This window comes from Pseudomonas sp. NPDC089996 (genome assembly GCF_044748405.1).
Classification (GTDB): domain Bacteria; phylum Pseudomonadota; class Gammaproteobacteria; order Pseudomonadales; family Pseudomonadaceae; genus Aquipseudomonas.
Genome location: NZ_JBIVGA010000003.1, coordinates 123,295 through 143,376 on the forward strand (window position 1 = coordinate 123,295; position 20,082 = coordinate 143,376).

General features: G+C 64.3%; 20 protein-coding genes. 5 read left to right on the forward strand and 15 right to left on the reverse strand.

Going from position 1 to position 20,082, the window contains the following annotated elements; translation table 11 throughout:
* Nucleotides 1-26: 26 nt before the first annotated feature.
* Nucleotides 27-3,092 carry an efflux RND transporter permease subunit gene (locus ACIPW4_RS06080; protein WP_400655759.1) on the reverse strand — a complete coding sequence of 1,022 codons (3,066 nt, stop codon included), beginning with the start codon at nucleotides 3,090-3,092 and terminating at the stop codon, nucleotides 27-29.
* A gap of 6 nt (nucleotides 3,093-3,098) precedes the next feature.
* Nucleotides 3,099-4,199 (reverse strand): efflux RND transporter periplasmic adaptor subunit, encoded by a 1,101-nt coding sequence (locus ACIPW4_RS06085; RefSeq protein WP_400655761.1) that lies wholly within the window; start codon nucleotides 4,197-4,199, stop codon nucleotides 3,099-3,101.
* A gap of 168 nt (nucleotides 4,200-4,367) precedes the next feature.
* Here ACIPW4_RS06085 and ACIPW4_RS06090 point away from each other — a divergent pair, with 168 nt between their 5' ends.
* Nucleotides 4,368-5,009 carry a TetR/AcrR family transcriptional regulator gene (locus ACIPW4_RS06090; RefSeq protein ID WP_400655763.1) on the forward strand — a complete coding sequence of 214 codons (642 nt, stop codon included), beginning with the start codon at nucleotides 4,368-4,370 and terminating at the stop codon, nucleotides 5,007-5,009.
* Nucleotides 5,010-5,127: 118 nt separating this feature from the next.
* Here ACIPW4_RS06090 and ACIPW4_RS06095 read toward each other — a convergent pair whose 3' ends face one another.
* The gene (locus tag ACIPW4_RS06095; RefSeq protein ID WP_400655764.1) at nucleotides 5,128-5,904 is read right to left on the reverse strand and encodes a class I SAM-dependent methyltransferase; all 777 of its coding nucleotides are present in this window, start codon (nucleotides 5,902-5,904) and stop codon (nucleotides 5,128-5,130) included.
* A 103-nt stretch (nucleotides 5,905-6,007) separates the two neighbouring features.
* Here ACIPW4_RS06095 and ACIPW4_RS06100 point away from each other — a divergent pair, with 103 nt between their 5' ends.
* Nucleotides 6,008-6,628: an energy transducer TonB gene (locus ACIPW4_RS06100; RefSeq protein ID WP_400655766.1), complete on the forward strand. Its 621-nt coding sequence runs from the start codon at nucleotides 6,008-6,010 to the stop codon at nucleotides 6,626-6,628.
* A gap of 2 nt (nucleotides 6,629-6,630) precedes the next feature.
* Here the strand turns inward: ACIPW4_RS06100 and ACIPW4_RS06105 are convergent, their stop codons facing one another.
* The 7 genes from ACIPW4_RS06105 to ppc form a co-directional block, all read right to left on the reverse strand.
* A complete protein-coding gene (locus ACIPW4_RS06105; protein WP_400655768.1) occupies nucleotides 6,631-7,320 on the reverse strand; it encodes an extensin family protein in 690 nt (229 codons plus the stop codon).
* Between the two features lie 6 nt (nucleotides 7,321-7,326).
* On the reverse strand, nucleotides 7,327-8,157 hold the full coding sequence (locus tag ACIPW4_RS06110) for an oxaloacetate decarboxylase (RefSeq protein WP_400655770.1): 831 nt from the start codon (nucleotides 8,155-8,157) through the stop codon (nucleotides 7,327-7,329).
* 27 nt (nucleotides 8,158-8,184) lie between these two features.
* Nucleotides 8,185-9,054, reverse strand: coding sequence for a DUF72 domain-containing protein (locus ACIPW4_RS06115; RefSeq protein ID WP_400655772.1), 870 nt, complete (start codon nucleotides 9,052-9,054; stop codon nucleotides 8,185-8,187).
* A 3-nt stretch (nucleotides 9,055-9,057) separates the two neighbouring features.
* A complete protein-coding gene (locus ACIPW4_RS06120; RefSeq protein ID WP_400655775.1) occupies nucleotides 9,058-9,342 on the reverse strand; it encodes a hypothetical protein in 285 nt (94 codons plus the stop codon).
* A gap of 131 nt (nucleotides 9,343-9,473) precedes the next feature.
* Nucleotides 9,474-10,148, reverse strand: a complete 675-nt coding sequence (gene tsaB / locus ACIPW4_RS06125) for a tRNA (adenosine(37)-N6)-threonylcarbamoyltransferase complex dimerization subunit type 1 TsaB (RefSeq protein ID WP_400655777.1) — start codon at nucleotides 10,146-10,148, stop codon at nucleotides 9,474-9,476.
* A 203-nt stretch (nucleotides 10,149-10,351) separates the two neighbouring features.
* On the reverse strand, nucleotides 10,352-11,002 hold the full coding sequence (gene adk / locus ACIPW4_RS06130; protein WP_028691565.1) for an adenylate kinase: 651 nt from the start codon (nucleotides 11,000-11,002) through the stop codon (nucleotides 10,352-10,354).
* 257 nt (nucleotides 11,003-11,259) lie between these two features.
* Complete coding sequence (gene ppc / locus ACIPW4_RS06135) at nucleotides 11,260-13,887, reverse strand: phosphoenolpyruvate carboxylase (protein ID WP_400655779.1); 2,628 nt, start codon at nucleotides 13,885-13,887, stop codon at nucleotides 11,260-11,262.
* Between the two features lie 169 nt (nucleotides 13,888-14,056).
* On the opposite strand from ppc, the gene ACIPW4_RS06140 reads away from it, so the two are divergent.
* From ACIPW4_RS06140 to ACIPW4_RS06150, 3 genes are all read left to right on the forward strand, one after another.
* Nucleotides 14,057-14,401: a pilin assembly protein gene (locus tag ACIPW4_RS06140; protein WP_400655781.1), complete on the forward strand. Its 345-nt coding sequence runs from the start codon at nucleotides 14,057-14,059 to the stop codon at nucleotides 14,399-14,401.
* A gap of 276 nt (nucleotides 14,402-14,677) precedes the next feature.
* Complete coding sequence (locus tag ACIPW4_RS06145) at nucleotides 14,678-15,085, forward strand: DUF4398 domain-containing protein (RefSeq protein ID WP_400655782.1); 408 nt, start codon at nucleotides 14,678-14,680, stop codon at nucleotides 15,083-15,085.
* A gap of 50 nt (nucleotides 15,086-15,135) precedes the next feature.
* The gene (locus tag ACIPW4_RS06150) at nucleotides 15,136-15,927 is read left to right on the forward strand and encodes an OmpA family protein (protein ID WP_400655783.1); all 792 of its coding nucleotides are present in this window, start codon (nucleotides 15,136-15,138) and stop codon (nucleotides 15,925-15,927) included.
* Nucleotides 15,928-16,105: 178 nt separating this feature from the next.
* Here the strand turns inward: ACIPW4_RS06150 and ACIPW4_RS06155 are convergent, their stop codons facing one another.
* Genes ACIPW4_RS06155 through ACIPW4_RS06175 form a run of 5 tightly spaced genes read right to left on the reverse strand, consistent with a single transcriptional unit; the run spans nucleotide 16,106 to nucleotide 19,942 of the window.
* Nucleotides 16,106-16,432: a hypothetical protein gene (locus ACIPW4_RS06155; protein ID WP_400655785.1), complete on the reverse strand. Its 327-nt coding sequence runs from the start codon at nucleotides 16,430-16,432 to the stop codon at nucleotides 16,106-16,108.
* The gene (locus ACIPW4_RS06160; protein WP_400655787.1) at nucleotides 16,429-17,352 is read right to left on the reverse strand and encodes an alpha/beta hydrolase; all 924 of its coding nucleotides are present in this window, start codon (nucleotides 17,350-17,352) and stop codon (nucleotides 16,429-16,431) included. The genes ACIPW4_RS06155 and ACIPW4_RS06160 overlap by 4 nt, the downstream gene beginning before the upstream one ends.
* The gene (locus ACIPW4_RS06165; protein ID WP_400655789.1) at nucleotides 17,324-18,601 is read right to left on the reverse strand and encodes a flavohemoglobin expression-modulating QEGLA motif protein; all 1,278 of its coding nucleotides are present in this window, start codon (nucleotides 18,599-18,601) and stop codon (nucleotides 17,324-17,326) included. Before ACIPW4_RS06165 ends, ACIPW4_RS06160 begins: the two co-directional genes overlap by 29 nt.
* Nucleotides 18,602-18,659: 58 nt before the next feature.
* On the reverse strand, nucleotides 18,660-19,208 hold the full coding sequence (locus tag ACIPW4_RS06170) for a hypothetical protein (protein WP_400655790.1): 549 nt from the start codon (nucleotides 19,206-19,208) through the stop codon (nucleotides 18,660-18,662).
* A gap of 29 nt (nucleotides 19,209-19,237) precedes the next feature.
* Nucleotides 19,238-19,942, reverse strand: coding sequence for a TetR/AcrR family transcriptional regulator (locus tag ACIPW4_RS06175; RefSeq protein WP_400655793.1), 705 nt, complete (start codon nucleotides 19,940-19,942; stop codon nucleotides 19,238-19,240).
* Nucleotides 19,943-20,082 lie beyond the last annotated feature (140 nt).

Genomic DNA, 20,082 nt, shown 5'->3' on the forward strand with positions numbered 1-20,082 from the left:
GAGGGCAAAGCCCTCCCCCGCAGTCTTCAGCCTTTCTTCACCCTGAACCAAGCCGCATACAGCGCCGGCAAGAACAGCAAGGTCAACGCCGTAGCCACGATCAACCCCCCCATGATCGCCACCGCCATCGGCCCGTAGAACACACTGCGTGACAGTGGGATCATCGCCAGCACCGCCGCCAGCGCGGTCAGCACGATCGGCCGGAAGCGCCGCACCGTAGCCTCGATGATGGCCTGCCAGCGGTCCAGCCCGGAAGCGATATCCTGCTCGATCTGGTCCACCAGGATCACCGAGTTGCGCATGATCATCCCTGCCAGGGCAATGGTGCCGAGCATGGCGACGAAGCCGAACGGCTGGCGGAACACCAACAGGAACAGGGTCACGCCAATCAGCCCCAACGGCGCAGTCAGGAACACCATCACCGTGCGCGAGAAGCTGCGCAGCTGGATCATCAGCAGGCTCAGCACCACCACGATGAACAGCGGCATGCCGGCGTTCACCGACTTCTGCCCGCGCTCCGAGTCTTCCACCGTGCCGCCCACTTCCAGCAGGTAGCCATCTGGCAGCTTCGCCTTGATCTCCTGCAGCGTCGGCAAGATCTGCTTCACCAGCGTCGCCGGCTGCTCCTTGTCATAGATGTCGGCACGCGCGGTCACCGTCGGCAGGCGGTTACGGTGCCAGATGATGCCTTCCTCGAAACCATATTCCAGGGTAGCCACCTGCGACAGCGCCACGCTCTGGCCGTTGTTGGTCGGCAATGCCAGGCTGCCAAGGTTGCCCAGTTCGCCACGCTCCTGCGCGGTACCACGCAAGAGGATCTCGATCAGTTCGTTATCCTCGCGGTACTGGCTGACCGTGGTGCCGGTCAGCGAGCTCTGCAGGAAGCTCGACAGCTGCGCGGTGCTCACGCCCAGAGCGCGTGCGCGGTCTTGATCGATCTCGAGGAACACCGCCTTGCTCGGTTCTTCCCAGTCCAGGTGCACATTGACCACATGCGGGTTCTCACGCACCTTGTCTGCCACTTCGCGGGCCAGGGATCGGGCTTTCTCGATGTGCTCGCCGGTGACGCGGAACTGCACCGGATATCCCACGGGCGGACCGTTCTCCAGCCGGGTGACACGGGCGCGCAGGTCGGGGAACTGCTGGTCGACGGTATTGATCAGCCAACTGCGCAGGCGTTCACGGTCTTCCATCGACTTGGCCAGCACCACGAACTGGGCAAAGCTGGCGGCCGGCAGTTGCTGGTCCAGCGGCAGGTAGAAGCGTGGCGAACCGGTGCCTACATAGGCGACGTAGTTGTCGATGCCGTCCTGCTGCTTGAGCAGCGCTTCCAGTTGCTTGACCCGCTCGGCGGTGTTGGCCAGCGAGGCGCCTTCAGCGAGCTTCAGGTCGACCATCAGCTCCGGGCGCCCCGAGGCCGGGAAGAACTGCTGGGGCACGAAGCGGAACAGCAGGATGCTGCCGACAAAGGCGGCAATGGTCAGCAGGATCACCGTCTTGCGCCGCCGCACGCACCACTCCACCACACGCCGCACGCGGTGGTAGAACGGTGTGCCATAGGGGTCGGGGGCATGCCCGTCCTTGCCATGGCGGGCAGCATGCAGTTTTGCCAGGTCCGGCAGCAGCCGTTCGCCCAGGTAAGGCACGAAGAGCACGGCCGCGATCCACGACGTCAACAATGCGATGGTCACCACCTGGAAGATCGAGCGGGTGTACTCGCCGGTGCTGGAGGCCGCCGTGGCAATCGGCAGGAAGCCTGCCGCCGTGATCAGCGTGCCGGTGAGCATCGGGAACGCCGTGCTGGTCCAGGCGTAGCTGGCCGCCTTGAGGCGGTCGAAGCCCTGTTCCATCTTGATCGCCATCATCTCCACGGCGATGATCGCATCGTCCACCAGCAGGCCCAGCGCCAGCACCAGCGCACCCAGCGAGATCTTGTGCAGGCCGATGCCGAAGTAGTGCATGGCGGCGAAGGTCATGGCCAGCACCAACGGGATCGCCAAAGCCACCACCAGGCCGGTGCGCAGGCCCAGGGAGAAGAAGCTCACCAGCAGCACGATCGCCAGCGCCTCGACCAGCACCTGGACGAACTCGCCGACGCCGGCCTTGACCGCCGCCGGCTGGTCCGACACCTTGCGCAACTCCATACCGGCCGGCAGGTTGCGCGCCAGCCGCTCGAATTCGCCTTCCAGCGCCTTGCCCAGCACCAGGATGTCGCCGCCATCCTTCATCGACACCGCAAGGCCGATGGCGTCCTCGCCCATGAAGCGCATGCGCGGCGCGGGCGGGTCGTTGAAGCCACGGTGCACATCGGCCACATCGCCGATGCGGAAGGTGCGGTCGCCCACACGGATGGGGAACTGGCGGATCTCGTCAACGCTGTCGAAGCGACCGCTCACCCGCAGTTGCAGGCGCTCGCTGGGGGTTTCGAAGAAGCCGGCCGTGCTCACCGCGTTCTGCTCACGCAGCGCCTGCTGCACCGCCTCCAGCGGTACGCCGAGGGTAGCCAGCTTGAGGTTGGACAGCTCGATCCAGATCTTCTCGTCCTGCAAGCCGATCAGCTCGACCTTGCCGACATCCTTGACCCGCTGCAGCTGGATCTGGATACGATCGGCATAATCCTTGAGCACCGCATAGTCGAAGCCGGCGCCGGACAACGCGTAGATATTGCCGAACGTGGTGCCGAACTCATCGTTGAAGAACGGCCCCTGGATTTCTGGCGGCAAGGTATGGCGAATGTCCGCGACCTTCTTGCGGATCTGGTACCACAATTCGGGGATGTCCTTGGAATGCAGCGAGTCGCGGGCCATGAAGGTCACCTGCGACTCGCCCGGGCGCGAGAACGAGACGATCTTCTCGTACTCGCCGGTCTCCATCAGTTTCTTCTCGATGCGCTCGGTGACCTGGCGTGAGACTTCTTCGGCCGTGGCGCCCGGCCACAGGGTACGGATCACCATGGCCTTGAAGGTGAACGGCGGATCCTCGCTCTGCCCCAGCTTGGTGTACGACATGGCGCCAATGGCCGCCAGCAGGATCATCAGGAACAGTACGATCTGGCGGTTGCGCAGCGCCCAGGCGGAAAGGTTGAAACCCATCGGGACTTACTCCTTGGCCGTCAGGTTCACCACGCGGTTGGTGCGGTCCACTGGCCGCACCTCCTGCCCCTCGCGCAGCACATGGCCGCCGGCAGCGACCACCCAGTCGCCTGGCGTCAGGCCTTCGAGTACCGGTACGGTTTCACTGCCATAAGGGCCCAGGCGCACCACCACACGCTCCAGGTGAGCGTCCGGCTTGACCCGCCAGACATAGGCCTGGCCATTTTCAGCGGTCACCGCCGACAACGGCACGGCCAAGGGGATCACCCCGTCATGGGCGATGAACACCCGCGCGCTCTGGCCCAGTTCGGCAGGGACTTTGGACGAGGTGAAGGCGATACGCGCAGCGAAGGTGCGCGAACGGGGGTCGGCGGCCGGCGACAGCTCACGAATGCGCCCCTCGAAACGCTGATTGGGGTGCGACCACAGCTCGACGCTGACTGCCTGGCCCACGGCAAAACGAGCGAACTGTTGTTCCGGCAGGCCAATGGCAACCTCACGCTCGCCGTCGGCAGCCAGGGTGAACACTGTCTGTCCCGCCGCAACCACCTGACCGACCTCGACCTGGCGCTTGGCAATCACGCCCGCCTGTGGCGCGCGCAACACCGCGTATTCGGCCTGGTTGCCGGCCACGTCGAATTCGGCCTTGGCTTGCTTGAGGCGAGCCAGGCCGGCGCGGTAGAGGTTTTCGGCATTGTCGTACTGGGAATGGCTGACCATCTGCCGGTCCAGCAGCTTCTGGTAGCGATCACGCTCGGTGCGCACCAGCGACAGGTTGGCCTCGGCAGCCGCCAGCTGGGCGCGGTTGGCCTCCAGCTGTAGCCGTACGTCCTGCGGGTCCAGTTCGGCCAGCGGCTGCTCGGCCTTGACCCGCTGCCCTTCCTCCACCAGGCGCTTGCTGACCTTGCCGCCGATGCGGAAGGCCAGCTCCGGCTCGAAGCGCGCGCGCACTTCGCCGGGGTAACTGTCGGCAGCGGCTTCGGCCGGTTGCGGCTGAACCACCAAGGCCGGGCGCGGCGCGGCAGGAGCAGCGGTTTCCTGGCCGCAGGCTGCCAGCAACAGCACGGCAGCGGCAGGCAGAGCGAGGGACAAGGCATGGCGCAACATGATGAATCCTTTCGCGAAGAGCACATCGAATATTTATACTGGCGAGTATATTAAGTCAGGGAACCGAGGCCGGGAAGCCGGCGTCGGAAAGAAAATCGACATTAACGACGGTCGTCACCTGCAGCCGGATGCCGTTCCACCCGGTAAGATGGGCGCCCCTTCAATCAGATGCGGATTCCAATGTCCAACGACGCACCCATCGGCCCAGGCCGGCCCAAGGACCTGGCAAAGCGCGAGGCCATCCTCGAAGCCGCCAAGGCCCTGTTCCTCAGCCTCGGCTACGCCAACACCAGCATGGATGCGGTCGCTGCGGCGGCAGGTGTTTCAAAGCTCACGGTCTACAGCCACTTCACCGACAAGCAGACGCTGTTTGGTTCGGCGGTCATGGCGACTTGTCAGAACCAGTTGCCCGACATGATATTCGAGTACCCGGAGGGTGCGCCGGTCGAGGAGGTGCTGCTGAATATCGGCCGCAGCTTCCAGGCGCTGATCAGCAGTGACGAGGCGGTCAAGCTCAGCCGCCTGATCATGGCGCTAGGCAGCCAGGATCCGGGGTTTGGCGAGTATTTCTATGAAGCCGGGCCCAAGCGGGTGCTGATGGGCATGGAGGCGCTACTGCGCGGGATCGACGCGCGCGGACTGTTGCGGATTGCCAATCCGTTGCAGGCGGCGGAGCATTTCTTCTGCCTGGTCAAGGGTGCGCCTGACTATCGGTTACTGCTGGGGTGTGCCGGGCCATTGGAAGGGGATAAGGCCGAGGCCCATGTGCGTGAGGTGGTGGAGTTGTTTATTCGGGCTTTCAAGGCCTGAGCCAACCTTAACCGGCCTCTTCTCGGGCACGCCCGCTCCCACAGGTACCGCACAGTTTTCAGAACCTCTGATATCCCTGTGGGAGCGGGCGTGCCCGCGAAGAGGCCGGCGCAGGCGGTCAGGCTTTCAGCGCTTTCTTCGGATAAATGTCATACCGGCTCGACTTGCCTTCCAGGCTGTGGCTCGGCTTTGGCCCATCGATGATCGGCGCCTTGCGCGGCCGCTTCACCACCACTCGGTGGCTGGCCAGTGCCAAGGCAGCTTCGAGCAACGCCGGGGCATCCAGATCATCACCGACCAAAGGCCGGAACACGCGCATTTCTTTCTTTACCAAGGCACTCTTGTCGCGGTGCGGGAACATCGGGTCGAGATAAATCACCTGCGGCGCCTCGCCTTCCCAGGCGCGCATCCGCTCGATGGCGTTGCCGGTCAGCAGGCGCATGCGCCCTACAATCGGCCCCACCTCATCATCCGCGCGAGCCCGCGACAGGCCATCCTCCAGCAGCGCAGCAATCAGCGGCTGGCGCTCGATCAAGGTCATCTGGCAACCCAGGCTGGCCAGCACGAACGCGTCCTTGCCCAGGCCTGCCGTGGCATCCAGCACCTGCGGCCGCACGCCTTGGGCGATACCGACCGCCTTGGCGATCATCTGCCCGTTGCCGCCGCCAAACTGGCGCCGGTGTGCAGCCTGGCCCTCGACAAAGTCCACCCGCACCGGCCCCGGTGCCTGCGGGCCCAGTTGCTGGATCTGCAGACCATCGATGCCGACCTGCACGGCAAACCCGGCAGCATCGTCCTGCAGCGGCAGCGCCAGGCGCTCGGCCCATGCGGCGGCTTGCGCCTCGAATTCAGCCGACAGCGCCTCGACCCGGATACCTGTGCCCTGCTCTTCCATCTTTCACACCTAGAAATTGAACCCAGCCATTAATGTATCGGCCGCCACGGCCGATACAGGCAATATCCCGCTATTCTGCCAGAGCACAACGCGCGCGACTGCCATGTCAGAAACTCTTCCCATCGGTTTGACCTACTTGTCGCCTGTCGGCAACTACGGTCGGCAGAATACCCAGGCACTCGGGGGCGTCAGCCACCTGTGGCAGGATTTCTTTGCTCGCGCGATGGCCGAGCAGCAAGCCGAAGAGCCAGACAGTGTCAGCCAGGCCATGGTCCAGTACGACCAGGCCAGCGGCGAACCGATTGGCGGGGCCAAGGCCCTGGCATTGATCGAAACCCAGCGTGCCTGCCCGGTGCATGACACCCTCGTCGCGCCGCCCGAGCCCCTGTTCCTGCCCAAGGCGGAACTTGAGGCCAACCTGCTGGAGCCGGCGCCAGAGCCGTTCAGCGTCGCCGAGATGATCCAGCAGCAACGCCAGCTCGACATCAGCAACAACTGGCTGCGCCCGGTTGTGATGAGCCAAGGCCACCCGCTCGGCGAACCGGGCCCGGCGCCCTCCCCGCGCCCGCTGCACCTGCCGATCGCCGAATTCGAGATGAACCTGCTCGACCCCGCGCCTGAACCCTACGACGAAGCGACCATGGCCCAGCAGCAGAACGACCTTGAGTTCGACATGCACTGGGCACGCCCGGTGGTGCTGAACAACGTTCGCGTACACGCCTGAGCTCAACGGCAGACCTGCCAGCGCCCCATGTCCAGATGAAAGTGATTGTGGTGGGCAGCGTTGTAGTCCGGCCCCAGCACGGTGCTGAAACTGTCGCAGGCCGCTTGCCGTACTTGCCTTAGAAACTCGCCCTTCTGTCCACCCGACTGCCAGTCACGCGCCAGTACGATGCGCTGACCGTCCTGCAAGCGAAAGCCGCTGATATCCAGCGCGTTGGCCGAGGCGTGCTGGCTAAGGCGCCCCTGCTTGCGGTTATAGACATTGCGGCAGGCAAAGCTGCCCAGATGATCCACCTGCACCACAGGCTGGCCGAATACCCGCTGCGCGGCTGGCTGCAAGCCATGCTCCTCGAACAATGCATAGGCGACCGCCAGCGGGCAACTGGCGAGGAAGCTGCTGCTCAAACGTACCTGCCCTTGCTCAATGCGCCACACGTTTTGCAGGGGGCATTTCGCTGACGCCGGGCTGTCGGCTTGCGCCCGGTAACGCAGGCCGGACGTTTCCAGCGTCTGGCGACACAGGCCTGGATCGTTGCGCAGCCGCGACAGTTTGTAGCTTGTCAGCCAGTTTGGCGACTGGCGCACATCCAGCGGCGCCCAAGGGTTCCAGGCGTGCGGCAGGCGCCAGCCAAGCTGCCACGCAACGCCCACCATCAGCAACAGCAGGCCGCACAGCAGCATAAGTGCGCGCATGACGGCCTAGCGGCGGAACAGGTCGTTGAGCTGGGCGAACGGCAAGGCCTGCTCGGCGTAGCTGAAAGTGCCCTGGTCACGAATCTCCAGTGCCGCCCGCTGAAATGCGCCCAGCGCTGCCCGGGCCAGCGAAGAGCCGACACTGATGCGACGAACGCCCAGGTCCTGCAATTGGTTGACGCTCAGCGGCACACCGGCCAGCCCCATCAGCACATTGACCGGCTTGGGCGCCACCGCCTGCACCACGGCGCGCACCTCATCGACACTGCGCAGCCCCGGTGCATAGAGCACGTCGGCCCCGGCCTCGGCGAAGGCCTGCAGGCGCAGGATGGTATCGTCCAGGTCCATGCGCCCGTGCAGCAGGTTTTCCGCACGGGCACACAAGGTGAAGGGGAATGGCAGGCTGCGGGCCGCCTGCACCGCGGTCCGCACCCGCGCCACGGCCAGTTCGAAGTCGTAGATCGGCGCCTCGGCGCGGCCACTGGCATCTTCGATCGACCCGCCGACCAGCCCCGCTTCAGCGCCACGCAGGATGGTTTGCGCGCTGTCCTCCGGCAGGTCGCCAAAGCCGTTTTCCAGGTCGGCGGCTACCGGCAATGGTGTGGCATCGACGATCACTCTGGCATTGTCCAGCGTCTCATCCAGGCTCAGGGCACCTTCGGCATCCGGTCGACCAAGGCTGAAGGCCAGGCCGGCACTGGTAGTGGCCAACGCTTCGAAGCCGAGACTGGCCAGCATCCTGGCGGAGCCGGCATCCCAGGGGTTAGGGATGACGAAAGCGCCATCACGCTCATGCAGCGCCTTGAAGGCTTCGGCTCGCAGGGTCTGTACATCCATGGTCACAACCTCCGGGGCAGGGAAGGGTCAGAGTAGCCCCAGTTGTTCGACCTCGGGAGCGCGCGGCAATTCAGGCAAAGGTGCCAAGCCAGGCAGGCGGGCCATCAGCCGTTGGTGGAAGCGCCGAGCCAGCGCGGCGGCGAGACGGTTGTCGGAAGTGTGCAGAAACACATAAGGGCTGCGCCCTTCCTCGACCCAGGCGGCGACCTTGTCGACCCAGGGGGTGAGGAAGGTTTCGTTGGCGGCAAGCTCCGGGTGGCCGATGAAACGCACCTGCGGATGTTGACTGAAGGCAGCGGGGCGCGGTGGCACCTTGGGCTTTTTCGACTGCGCATGCAGCACCGCAGGGTCGCGTGAGGTGCAACTGAACAGCGCACGCGGGTCGAGGCAGATACGTTCCACGCCGCGCTCGAGCAGCAGGCGGTTGAGCAGCCGCTCCTCCTCGCCCTTGGCAAAGAACGCCGGGTTGCGCACCTCCACGGCCACCGGCACGCCGATTTCGTCGAGGAAGCGGCACAGCTCGCCCAACCGTGCAGGGCTGAACTGGGCGGACAATTGCAACCAGTAAGGCGATACGCGCTGGCCAAGGGGGGCCATCAGACGGGTGAAGTCGAAGGCAGTTTCCAGCTGATCACGCAGATCACCTTCGTGGGTGATGTCCCTGGGAAACTTGGCGGTAAAACGGAAGTGCTCAGGCATGACCTGCGCCCAGCGGGCGATGGTGCCGGGGGCGGGGCGGGCGTAGAACGTGGTGTTGCCCTCGACCGCGTTGAACACCTGGCTATAGTAGCCAAGCATTTCACTGGTGCTGGCGTCGGCGGGATACAGGTACTCGCGCCAGGCGTTCTCACTCCAGGACGGGCAACCTACGAAATAAGGCAGGGGTGACGAATTCATCCATCAAATGTACAGGTCGAGCCCCAGTACTTCCATGTCCCAGTCGTTGAAACCGGCTGTGCTCAGGTAGCTGGCCAGCGCCGTGGCGGTGCGCCGGTCACGGGCGCGGGGGAAGACCATGTCCTGCTGCCGTGCTGGCAGGCCTGCCGTACGACGAGCTGCAGCCTCTGGGGTGACTTCGCTTTCCTCGATCAGCTCGGCATCGTCGACGCTATCGTCACGCACCGCTGCCTTGCGCGGCGTGCGCTTGACCGGGTAGGACTGCGATGAGAAACCGTCGATACGCATGGCATGAGCACTCAGGACCAATGATGGCAATTTAGCAGCATCAGAGTTCCGTCGCTAATGCTTGAGTGATAACTGGACCACAGTTTGCGCCGAAGGTTTTATCGTCAACCGCGATAACCGACGAACTGCACTCAACGCGCCTTGGGTGTGGCTACATTATCGCGCAAGTAAACCGGTTGCGCCTGTTCGGCGACGATTGCCTCGCCACGGGCCCAGGCGAAACTGGCCAGGCTGAGGATGTCCTGCGCATTGGGCAAAGCGGCCGGGTCGCTGGCGCTGGCCTGCACTGCCATGCGCTCGGCATAGCCCCAGCCGGTACCGGCACCGAACCAGTCGCCACTGCTGCCATCAGGCAGGGTCACGCGCTCAGGCGGCAGCACCGCCTCCAGACCCTGCAGGCGCATTTCGCCGGTTTCAGCCTTGTAGCAGCCCCAGTACACTTCATCCATGCGCGCATCGATGGCGGCCGCCACCTGCTGCACCCCGTGCTCACGCAGCGCGCCCTGGGCCAGCGCGGCCAGGTTGGACACCGGCAGCACCGGGCGCTCCAGCGCAAACGCCAGGCCCTGTACCACACCGATGGCGATGCGCACACCGGTGAACGCGCCCGGGCCACGACCGAAGGCGATGGCATCCAGCGCATTGAGCGCCACGCCGGAGTCCGCCAGCAGCTGCTTGATCATCGGCAGCAACTTCTGCGCATGCATGCGCGGGATCACCTCGTAATGGCTGGTTACCTTGCCGTCATGCAGCAGCGCAACGGAACAGGCTTCGGTGGCGGTATCCAGGGCCAGCAGGGTGGTCATCGAACGGGTATCCAGGTGCGGGGAAAAAGAGCGGCAGTATAGAGCAGCTACGGTCCCTGTGGGAGCGGCCTTGCGTCGCGAAAAGGCCGCGGAGCGGCCTCAGGATGTCAGCGACACGGCATAAATCGAGGGGGCTGCTTCGCAGCCCAATCGCGACGCAAGGCCGCTCCCACAAAAAAGCGGACGCTGCGTCAGAGGGTGGATCAGCTCAGGGCTGCCAGCACCTTGGCGGTGATCGACTCGACCGAGCCGACGCCTTCGATATGGCTGTACTTCGGCTTGCCGGCGTTGGCGGCCGACAGCTTCTGGTAGAAGTCCACCAGCGGCTTGGTCTGGCTGTGGTAGACCGACAGGCGGTGACGCACGGTTTCTTCCTTGTCGTCGTCGCGCTGGATCAGGTCTTCGCCGGTGACGTCGTCCTTGCCTTCCACTTTCGGTGGGTTGTACTGAATGTGGTAGGTGCGGCCCGAGGCCAGGTGCACACGGCGGCCAGCCATGCGGCCGACGATTTCTTCGTCGTCGACGGCGATTTCGACCACGGCGTCGATGTCGACACCGGCAGCAACCATGGCTTCAGCTTGCGGAATGGTACGCGGGAAGCCGTCGAACAGGCAGCCATTGGCGCAATCCGGCTGGGCGATGCGCTCCTTGACCAGGCTGATGATCAGCTCGTCGGACACCAGCTGGCCGGCATCCATGACTTTCTTCAGTTCCAGGCCCAGTGGGGTACCGGCCTTGACGGCGGCACGCAGCATGTCACCGGTGGAGATCTGTGGAATACCGAACTTCTCGGTGATGAACTTTGCCTGAGTACCTTTACCGGCCCCGGGAGCTCCCAGCAGAATTACGCGCATCTCGTGCTCCTCAAATTTTTTTATGAAATTCAATGGATTCGGCAATCGAGGCCAAGTCCGGAAAATCGGGTATGACCATAAATCGGTCAAAAGGCTGCTCAAGATACACAGCACCCGGCAGCCAGACAAGCGTCCCAAAGTGGCGGCATCGCGTCATTTCCCGGCAGAAGCGAAGATGGTTGCGCCTGGCGCAACCACCCTCCCCGCCCCGTCCCGGCCCATGCCCTGCCTGCGGGAAGGCGCCGCCACAGCTGGCCTCAACCAGTGTTGCGAAGGCCCGCAGCAATGCCTGCCACAGTCACCAGCAAGGCCTGCTCCAACGGGCTGTCCAGAGCGGCTTCGCGGCTGCGCGAACGGGCCAGCAACTCGGCCTGCAGGCGATGCAGCGGGTCCAGGTAGGTATTGCGCAGGCTGATGAATTCCAGGGTCTCGGGGCTGTGCGCCAGTAGCACCGGCTGCCCGGTCAGGCCCAACACCACCTGGCATGACTGCGACAATAGGTCGCGCAGATGCGCACCGAAAGGAAGCAACTCCGGTTGCACCAGACGTTCGTCGTAGGCCTTGGCAATTTCCGCATCGGCCTTGGCCAGGACCATTTCCAGCATGTCGATACGGGTGCGGAAGAATGGCCACTGCTCACGCATCTGGCCCAGCAGCTCGCCCTGACCACGCGCCAGGGCATTGCTCAGCGCAGTTTCCCAACCCAGCCAGGCCGGCAGCATCAGGCGCGTCTGGGTCCAGCCGAAGATCCACGGGATCGCCCGCAGGCTTTCGATGCCTCCAGCACGGCGCTTGGCCGGGCGGCTGCCCAACGGCAGGCGGCCCAGTTCCTGTTCGGGGGTGGACTGGCGGAAATACTCGACGAAGTCAGGGTTTTCCCGAACCACGCCGCGGTACGCTTTCACGCCGTCCGCCGCCAGTTGGTCCATCAGTACGCGCCAGGCAGGTTCTGGTGGAGGCGGCGGCAGCAAGGTGGCTTCCAGCACGGCGGCCAGGTAGAGGTTGAGGTTCTGCTCGGCAATACCCGGCAGGCCGAACTTGAAGCGGATCATCTCGCCCTGCTCAGTGGTGCGGAACCGCCCTGCTACCGAGCCGGGTGGTTGCGACAGGATCGCCGCATGCGCAGGGCCACCGCCACGGCCGACGGTACCCCCGCGGCCATGGAACAGCAGCAGTTCGACCTGATGCTCGCGGCAGATGCGCACCAGGTTTTCCTGAGCGCGGTACTGGGCCCAGGCGGCCGCTGTAGTGCCAGCGTCCTTGGCCGAGTCGGAGTAACCGATCATCACCTCCTGCGGCCCGCGCAAGCTGGCGCGGTAGCCCGGCAAGCCCAACAGGCGCTGCATCACCGGCCCGGCGTTGTCCAGGTCGGCCAGGGTTTCGAACAGTGGCACCACGCGCATCGGCCGGGTCAGGCCGGCTTCCTTGAGCAGCAGTTGCACGGCCAGTACATCGGAGGCCGCGCCCGCCATCGAGATCACGTACGAGCCCAGCGACGCGCCCGGCGCCGCAGCGATCTCGCGGCAGGTGGCCAGCACTTCTGCGGTGTCTGCCTGCGGCCTGAAGTGCGCCGGCAGCAAGGGCCGGCGGTTCTTCAGTTCGGCCTGGAGGAATGCGATACGTTGTTCTTCATCCCAGTCTGCATAACTGCCCAGGCCCAGGTAATCGGTGATTTCGGCCAGTGCATCACGGTGCCGGGCAGCGTCCTGGCGCACATCCAGGCGGCCCAGGAACAGGCCAAAGGTCACCGCCCGGCGCAGGCTGTCGAGCAGCGGGCCATCAGCGATCACGCCCATGCCGCATTCATGCAGCGACTGATAGCACAGCTCCAGCGGGGCGACCAGGTCGCGGTTGTCCACCAGCACCTCGGCGCTGGGCGGCAGGTTGCCGGTCAACGCGGCATGGGCCCAGGCGCGGGTGGCCCGCAGGCGGTCACGCAATTGCTTGAGCACGGCCCGGTATGGCTCGGCGCTCTCGCCCACACGCTCACACAGCGCGTGGCTGGCCTGCTGCATGGACAGCTCGGCCGCCAACGCGTCGACATCACGCAGGAACAGGTCGGCCGCCATCCAGCGGGCCAGCAGCAGCACCTCGCGGGTAACTGCAGCCGTGACATTGGGGTTGCCGTCACGGTCACCGCCCATCCACGAGGCGAAGCGAATGGGCGCGGCTTCCAGCGGCAAGCGCAGGCCGGTGGCGTCGAACAGTGCCTTGTCGACCTTGCGCAAGTGGTTGGGAATCGCATGCCACAGTGAGTGTTCGATCACCGCAAAGCCCCATTTGGCTTCGTCCACCGGGGTTGGCCGGGTGCGGCGGATTTCTTCGGTGTGCCAGGCCTCGGCAATCAGCCGACGCAGGCGTTCGCGCACCTGCTGGCGCTCGGCGGGGGTCAGGTCGCGATGATCCTGTACGGCCAGCTGGCCGGCAATGGCATCGTACTTCTGGATCAACGTGCGCCGCGCCACTTCGGTGGGGTGCGCAGTGAGCACCAGCTGAATATCGAGCTTGGCCAACTGCCGGGCCAGGGCGTCATCCTTGTGCCCGGCCTGCTTCAGCCGCGCCAGCAGTTCGGGCAGTACCCGCGCTTCGAACGGTTCTGGCTGGCCGGCATCGCGCCGGCGGATCAGCTGATACTGCTCGGCCATGTTGGCCAGGTTGAGGAACTGGTTGAAGGCGCGTGCCACCGGCAGCAGGTCTTCTTCGGCAAGGTCGGCCAGGGTCGAGCTCAACTGCTCGCCAGCACTGCGGCGGTCGGCCTTGGCGCTGTGGCGGATGTCCTCGATCTTCTGCAGGAACGCGTCACCGTGCTGCTGGCGAATGGTCTCGCCGAGCAACTCCCCCAACACATGGACATCTTCACGCAGGCGCACATCGATATCAGTCATTGGCCCTCTCTTCGGCGCGGCTCGCCGCACTCTGCTCAGGAAACAGCACTGGCCCAAGAGTGCCCACTGCCGGGGCGCAATGGCAAGCCGCGATCGTGCAAAGCAAACTAAAATCAAGGCACAGCAGTCCGATGCGATGCAGCCTTTTCTGGCGTTCACAGAGGTCATCATGAAAATTCGCGAACTCGCCCAGCACTGGGAACAGAATGCCGCCGGCACCCTGAGCCCTACCGGCCACGCCTTGCACCTGGACCTGGAGTCCGAGGCTCGCCTGGCGGCCCTGATCGACATGTACCCCAAGCGCACGGCCGAAGAACTGCTCGGCGAACTGGTCGCCGCCGCACTGGAGGAGTTGGAAGCCAGCTTTCCGTATGTCCAGGGCCGCAAGGTCATCGCCACCGACGAGGAAGGTGACCCGTTGTTTGAAGACATCGGCCCTACCCCGCGCTTTCTGGCCTTATCGCGGCGGCACCTGCACGACCTGAGCAACACCGACGACAGCAGCGGCAGCTGATCTGTTACCCCTCATCGTCCGGGCCTGCAACGGGCCCGGAAACCTCTGCGAAGTGTGAAAGTTCCTGGTCAATCCGGCTGACCGACTAGTCAGAAATAAATAGGTAGCCCAAGCAACTTTTTCTGAACCATTCAAAAAACGGTCAAGTCCCAGCCAATAGCCATCACGCTAAAACCCTGCACACCGCCATGGTGCACCGTTGACGCGCTAGCGCAGCCAATGTCAGGGCTTTAGCGATGGACTGCTACGGATATCGTCGTTATCAGGAGTGATCCAATGGAACTGACCACCATCAAGACCCCGAAGACCCCATCCACTCACCTGCGCGGGTTCAAGCTGGCGGCGCTGGCCCTGGGCAGCAGCTTGGTCCTGGCCGGCTGTGCAGGCAACCCGCCTACCGAGCAGTATGCCGTGACCCAGTCCGCGGTGAATTCCGCGGTCAGCGCTGGTGGCACCGAGTTCGCTGCCGTGGAGATGAAAGCCGCTCAGGACAAGTTCAAGCAGGCAGAGATCGCCATGCACGACAAACAGTACGACCAAGCCAGGATGCTGGCCGAACAGGCCGAGTGGGACGCGCGCGTCGCTGAACGCAAAGCCCAGGCAGCCAAGGCCCAGAAGGCTGTGCAGGAGGCCCGTGAGGGCGCTCAGGACGTCCGTCAGGAAGGCATGCGCAGCGCTCAATGAGCGCCGCCAAGCCCCCTCGAGCCTTCGCAACCGATCAAAGGATGAACACTATGCGCAACTACGTCATGATTCCCGCCCTGCTGGCCCTGAGCGTCGGCCTCGCTGCCTGCTCCCACGACCCGAACCCCAATCTGGAGTCGGCCCGTACCAACTTCTCGGCACTGCAGAGCGATCCGCAGTCGAGCAAGGTCGCCGCACTCGAGACCAAGGACGCCCAGGACTGGCTGAACAAGTCCGACAAGGCCTTCATGGAGCGTGAGGACAGCAAGAAGGTCGACCAGCTCGCCTACCTGACCAACCAGCGCATCGAGGTGGCCAAGGAAACCATCGCCCTGCGCACCGCCGAGAACGAACTGAAAAACGCCTCGGCCCAACGTGCCCAGGCCAAGCTCGATGCCCGCGACGCGCAGATCGCCAAGCTGCAGGACAGCCTCAACGCCAAGCAGACCGACCGCGGTACCCTGGTGACCTTCGGTGATGTGCTGTTCGACTTCAACAAGGCCAACCTCAAGAGCAACGCCTACCCGAACATCACCAAGCTCGCGCAATTCCTCCAGGAGAACCCGGAGCGCAAGGTGATCGTCGAGGGTTACACCGACGCCGTTGGCTCCGCCAACTACAACCAGTCCCTGTCCGAGCGCCGCGCCAACAGCGTGCGCATGGCGCTGGTGCGCGCAGGGGTCGACCCGGCCCGTATCGTTTCCCAAGGCTACGGCAAGGAGTATCCGGTGGCGGACAACGGCAGCAACTCGGGCCGTGCGCAGAACCGTCGGGTGGAGGTAACCATCTCCAACGACAACCAGCCGGTGGCGCCTCGTGCAGTTAGCCAGATTCAGCGGTAACGCTGGTGAGCTGAAATGACAAAGCCCCGCGATCAATGCGGGGCTTTTCTTTGCCTGTTCCGGCCCTTTCGCGGGAAAGCCGCTCCCACAGAGATACGACTTCCCTTGAGGGTTGTGCATTACCAGTGGGAGCGGCTTTAGCCGCGAAAGGGCCGGAACAGCCGCTAGAAATCCTGGATCACTGCACCTGCTGCGGCGTCTCTGCGCCCATGCAGCGCACCGCACGCTTGCGGCTGTCCACCAGCACACCGGTCAGGCCTTTCTGCGCGGTATCGAACAATACCAGCACGCCATCCACGCACTGAGCCACCTGCGGCGCCGGGTCCAGGGAGACCTTGTAGTCTTCGCCGGGAATGGTCTTGAGCATGGTGAAGTCCTGCAGCAGCAGCGCATCCTCAGGCTTGGCGAAATGCAGGTAGCCGTAGTACCAGAGGGCTCCCACCGTCACGATGATGCTGCCGACACCGGTCAGGATCAGCGGGATGGCGTTGCGTTCTTCACTCATTGCTTGTTCTTCTCGTCAGGATAGTTGGGCACTTCGGCAAGCCGCCGCAGGCCGTTGAAATGGCTGGGGTCATCGAGGAAGCGCAGCATCACCTGGCGCCACAGCGGGTCGGCAAAGGTCTGCACATGGCCACCTCGGGTCAGTTGCAGCACCCGCGGGGGCGGTGCGTGCTGGTACAGGCGGATGCCGTTGTCCATTGGCACCAGGTTGTCGTCGATGCTGTGGAAGAACAGCTTCGGCGGGCTGCTCAGCTGCTCGACCGAACGGATCGCACTGTCGCCGTCCGGCACCAGCCAGGACAACGGCACCTGCAGCGGCCAGGTCAGCCACGAGGTGCTCAGGGCATAACGGCCCACTGCACGGTAACTGGCCGGCACGCCGTCGAACACCAGGGCACTGAAGCGCTGGCGCTGGTCAGGGTGCTGCGCCAGATAATGGATCGCCATCGCCCCACCGAGGCTCTGGCCGAGCAGCACCAGAGGCTTGCCCTTGACCTCGGGGGCATTGTCCAGCCATGCCATGGCCGCGTCGATGTCCTGATAGATCTCGGGCAAGCTCGGCGCGCCTTCGGACAGGCCATAGCCACGGTAATCGATCATCAGCACCTGGTAGCCCTGCTCCGGCAGCCAATAGCTGGCGCCCAGGTGGCCCGGCAGGTTACCGCCATTGCCGTGCAGGTGCAGCACCGTCCCTTTGACCTCCACCCCGGCCTTGGCCGGCAGCCACCAACCGTTCAGGCGCAGGCCATCGGCCGTGGTGAGGGTGATATCGCGGTATTCCAGCTTGGCCCGCTGCGGCGTGAACGGCTGGCCGGGCTCCGGGTAGAACAACAGGCTGCTGCAACCGCCCAGCCCCAGCAACAGCAGGCCCAGGAGCAGCCGGCGGCCGTGTTCAGAGAATGTTCGCGTAGTCGGCTTCAATGCGATCCAGGCTCAGGTGGTTGAGGAAGTTGGAGAAGCACATCCAGGCCGACAGCGCGTTGAGGTCGCGGAACTGCTCCGGCAGGTACTTGGGTGGCTCCACCAGCCCCTCCTCGACCAGTTGGCGCAGGGTGCGCATGTCTTCCAGGGTGGTCTTGCCGCAGAACAGCAGTGGAATCTGCTCGAGCTTGCCCTTCTTCACGGCCAACTGAATGTAGTTGTAAACCATGATGAAGCCCTTGAGGTAGGACAAGTCCTTGGTGAATGGCAGGCCATTGGGCACCGAGCCGCGAAAGACCCGGCTGGCATTGCTGTAGCTCTGCGCCATCTCGAAGCCCTGCTCGCGGAAGAAGTCGAATACTTGCAGGAAATCGGCGCCCTCCTCGACCATGTGGATGGCGCGGGTGCGGTTGGTCAGCTTGCGCAGGCGGCTGGGGTAGGAGGCGAAGGCGATCACTTCCATGAGGATCGCCAGGCCTTCCTGGGTCACTGTCGACGAGGGCGGGCCCTTGGCCAGGAAGGTGCAGATCGGCTGGTTCAGGCCGTTGAGCGTGGTGCCCACGTGCACCAGCCCTTCATGCACCTCCAGGGCGCGTACGTCGCGGTTGTTGAACATGGCATCGGCGCGCACCTTGATGTAGTCGGCACCGGCTGCGGCATCGGCAACGATACCGTCGGACTCGAACACGCGGATGGTTTCCTCGGCCTCGCCGAACACCTTGTTCAGGCGGCGCTGGAGAATGTCCACGGCCTCTTTGGCCGTCAGGTTCTTCGGCTCGTCCTTGAGGTCGCCGCGCCCGTCGATGTTGTTCAGGTAGTCCGAGAGCATCAGCCCCAGGTCGGCCAGGGTCGGGTCACCGGCGTGGAAGGCGTCGGAGGCAGCGCCGTACAGTTCCTGGGAGATCAGCCCGAAGTCTTCGGTACCGCGGGCTTCGAGCATGCGCACGACCATGCGGTACTCGCGGCACATGCGCTTCATGATCTGCCCGACCGGGTTGAACTGGCCGAGCTGGCGAATGATGTCCCGCTCGATGGCCTGGAACTCGGCCTTCACTGCGCTGGAATCGAACGACAGCGGGCGGCCCAGGTAGTAATTGCGGTCAACCGCAGGCGGCTCCTTGCCCTTGGCCTTGAGGAAGCCCTGGCGGATGTTGTCGTCCCATTTCACTGCGTCCAGGACCCGGATCGGGGTCTGCGCCGCGACGATGCGGTCGGACAGGACGCGGATGGTTTGCTGGTACTCGTCCACGGAGGACTCCTTTCTAGAACAAGATACCTGTACCGGCCTCTTCGCGGGGCACAGGTGACTACTTGCCGGAGCGCTGGAAGCGCGCCACTTCGACGAACAGGTCGGAGTTGGCCGGGTCATCCAGGTAGGCCAACACCCGCGCCGACGGGCTGTCGATCAGCACACCCTCGCCGTTTTCCTCCGGCACCTCGGTGCTGTGCCCGCTCAGCTCCTTCTTCTCGACTGCCTGTTGCACCTGCTCGACATCAAGGTTGTAGACCACCAGTTCCTTGCCATCGACGATGTCGAAGCCACCGATCAGGAAGTTGCCGCCCAGGCGCCTGGGCACGCCAGCCGACAGGTACCAGCGGTTGCCATGCCGCGAGACGGTAAAGGTGTACTCCTCGGGCGCCTTGCCCTTGGCCGTGGCCACCGCCTTGTAGGCATCGCCACCGCTGCGGCTGATGGTCAGCTTCAGCGGTTCGCCCCAGGCGTCCTTGCTGCTCCACTTGCCAAGCAGGGCCTTGGGCGCCGACTGGTTGCTCGGCAGCGGCTCATGAAAGGTCACCAGACAACCGCCCAACAGCAGGAATGACAACGTCAACAACACCACACGCCAGGCTTTCATCAGGTTCTCCTTGAAAGTTCGGTTTCAGCTCAGGCCGATGCCAACACCAGATGCAGGTAACGGCTAAGCATAGCGAGCATCTGCCCATCGGCTTGCGCATCGGCATCCTTGAGCAGGCCCTGATATTCCATCTGCTCGATAATCGCCGTCAACATTTGGGCGTCCTGTTCCGGTTGCTGCGAGCCGACCACCTGCAGCAGCTGGCGTGCGCCATGCAGCAGTATCTGTTCATGCGCGCGCACCAGTTCGGCCAGACGCGGGCAAAGCAGCGCCTCTTGGCGGAAGGCCTGCTCGGCCATCATGAAATCGCGGCGGTTGAGCAACTGGCGCTGCACATAGTCGGCGGTCATGCGGGCGATTTCGTCAGCCAGCCGTGCCCGCGACTGCACGCTGCCATCGCCCTGGGCCAGCAGCTGGCGCAGGACCACCTCGGTGTTGGCCCAGAGCTTGGCCATGTAGTCGGCGCTACGCTCGACGTACTGGGCGAAGGTATCGGTGAGCAGGTCTTCAATGTCCTTGAAATAGTAGGTGGTGGCCGACAGCGGCACCCCCGCCTCGGCAGCCACGGCGCGGTGGCGCACGCCACGCACGCCATCGCGCACGACGATGCGCATGGCAGCGTCGAGGATCAGCTGGCGGCGTTGTTCGCTGCCTTGACGGGCGGTCTTGCGGCCTTGGTATTGCACGCTTTCAGCGACGGCGGTGGCGATGCCGGCGGCGCCTTGTTGGGCCATTGCGGGGGTCACTCTGATTACCTCATGGACAGTGGTTTACCTGTGCCGGCCTCTTCGCGGCTAAAGCCGCTCCCACAGGGATTTCACGGCCTTCAGGTCTTGTGCGGTTTCTGTGGGAGCGGCTTTAGCCGCGAAGAGGC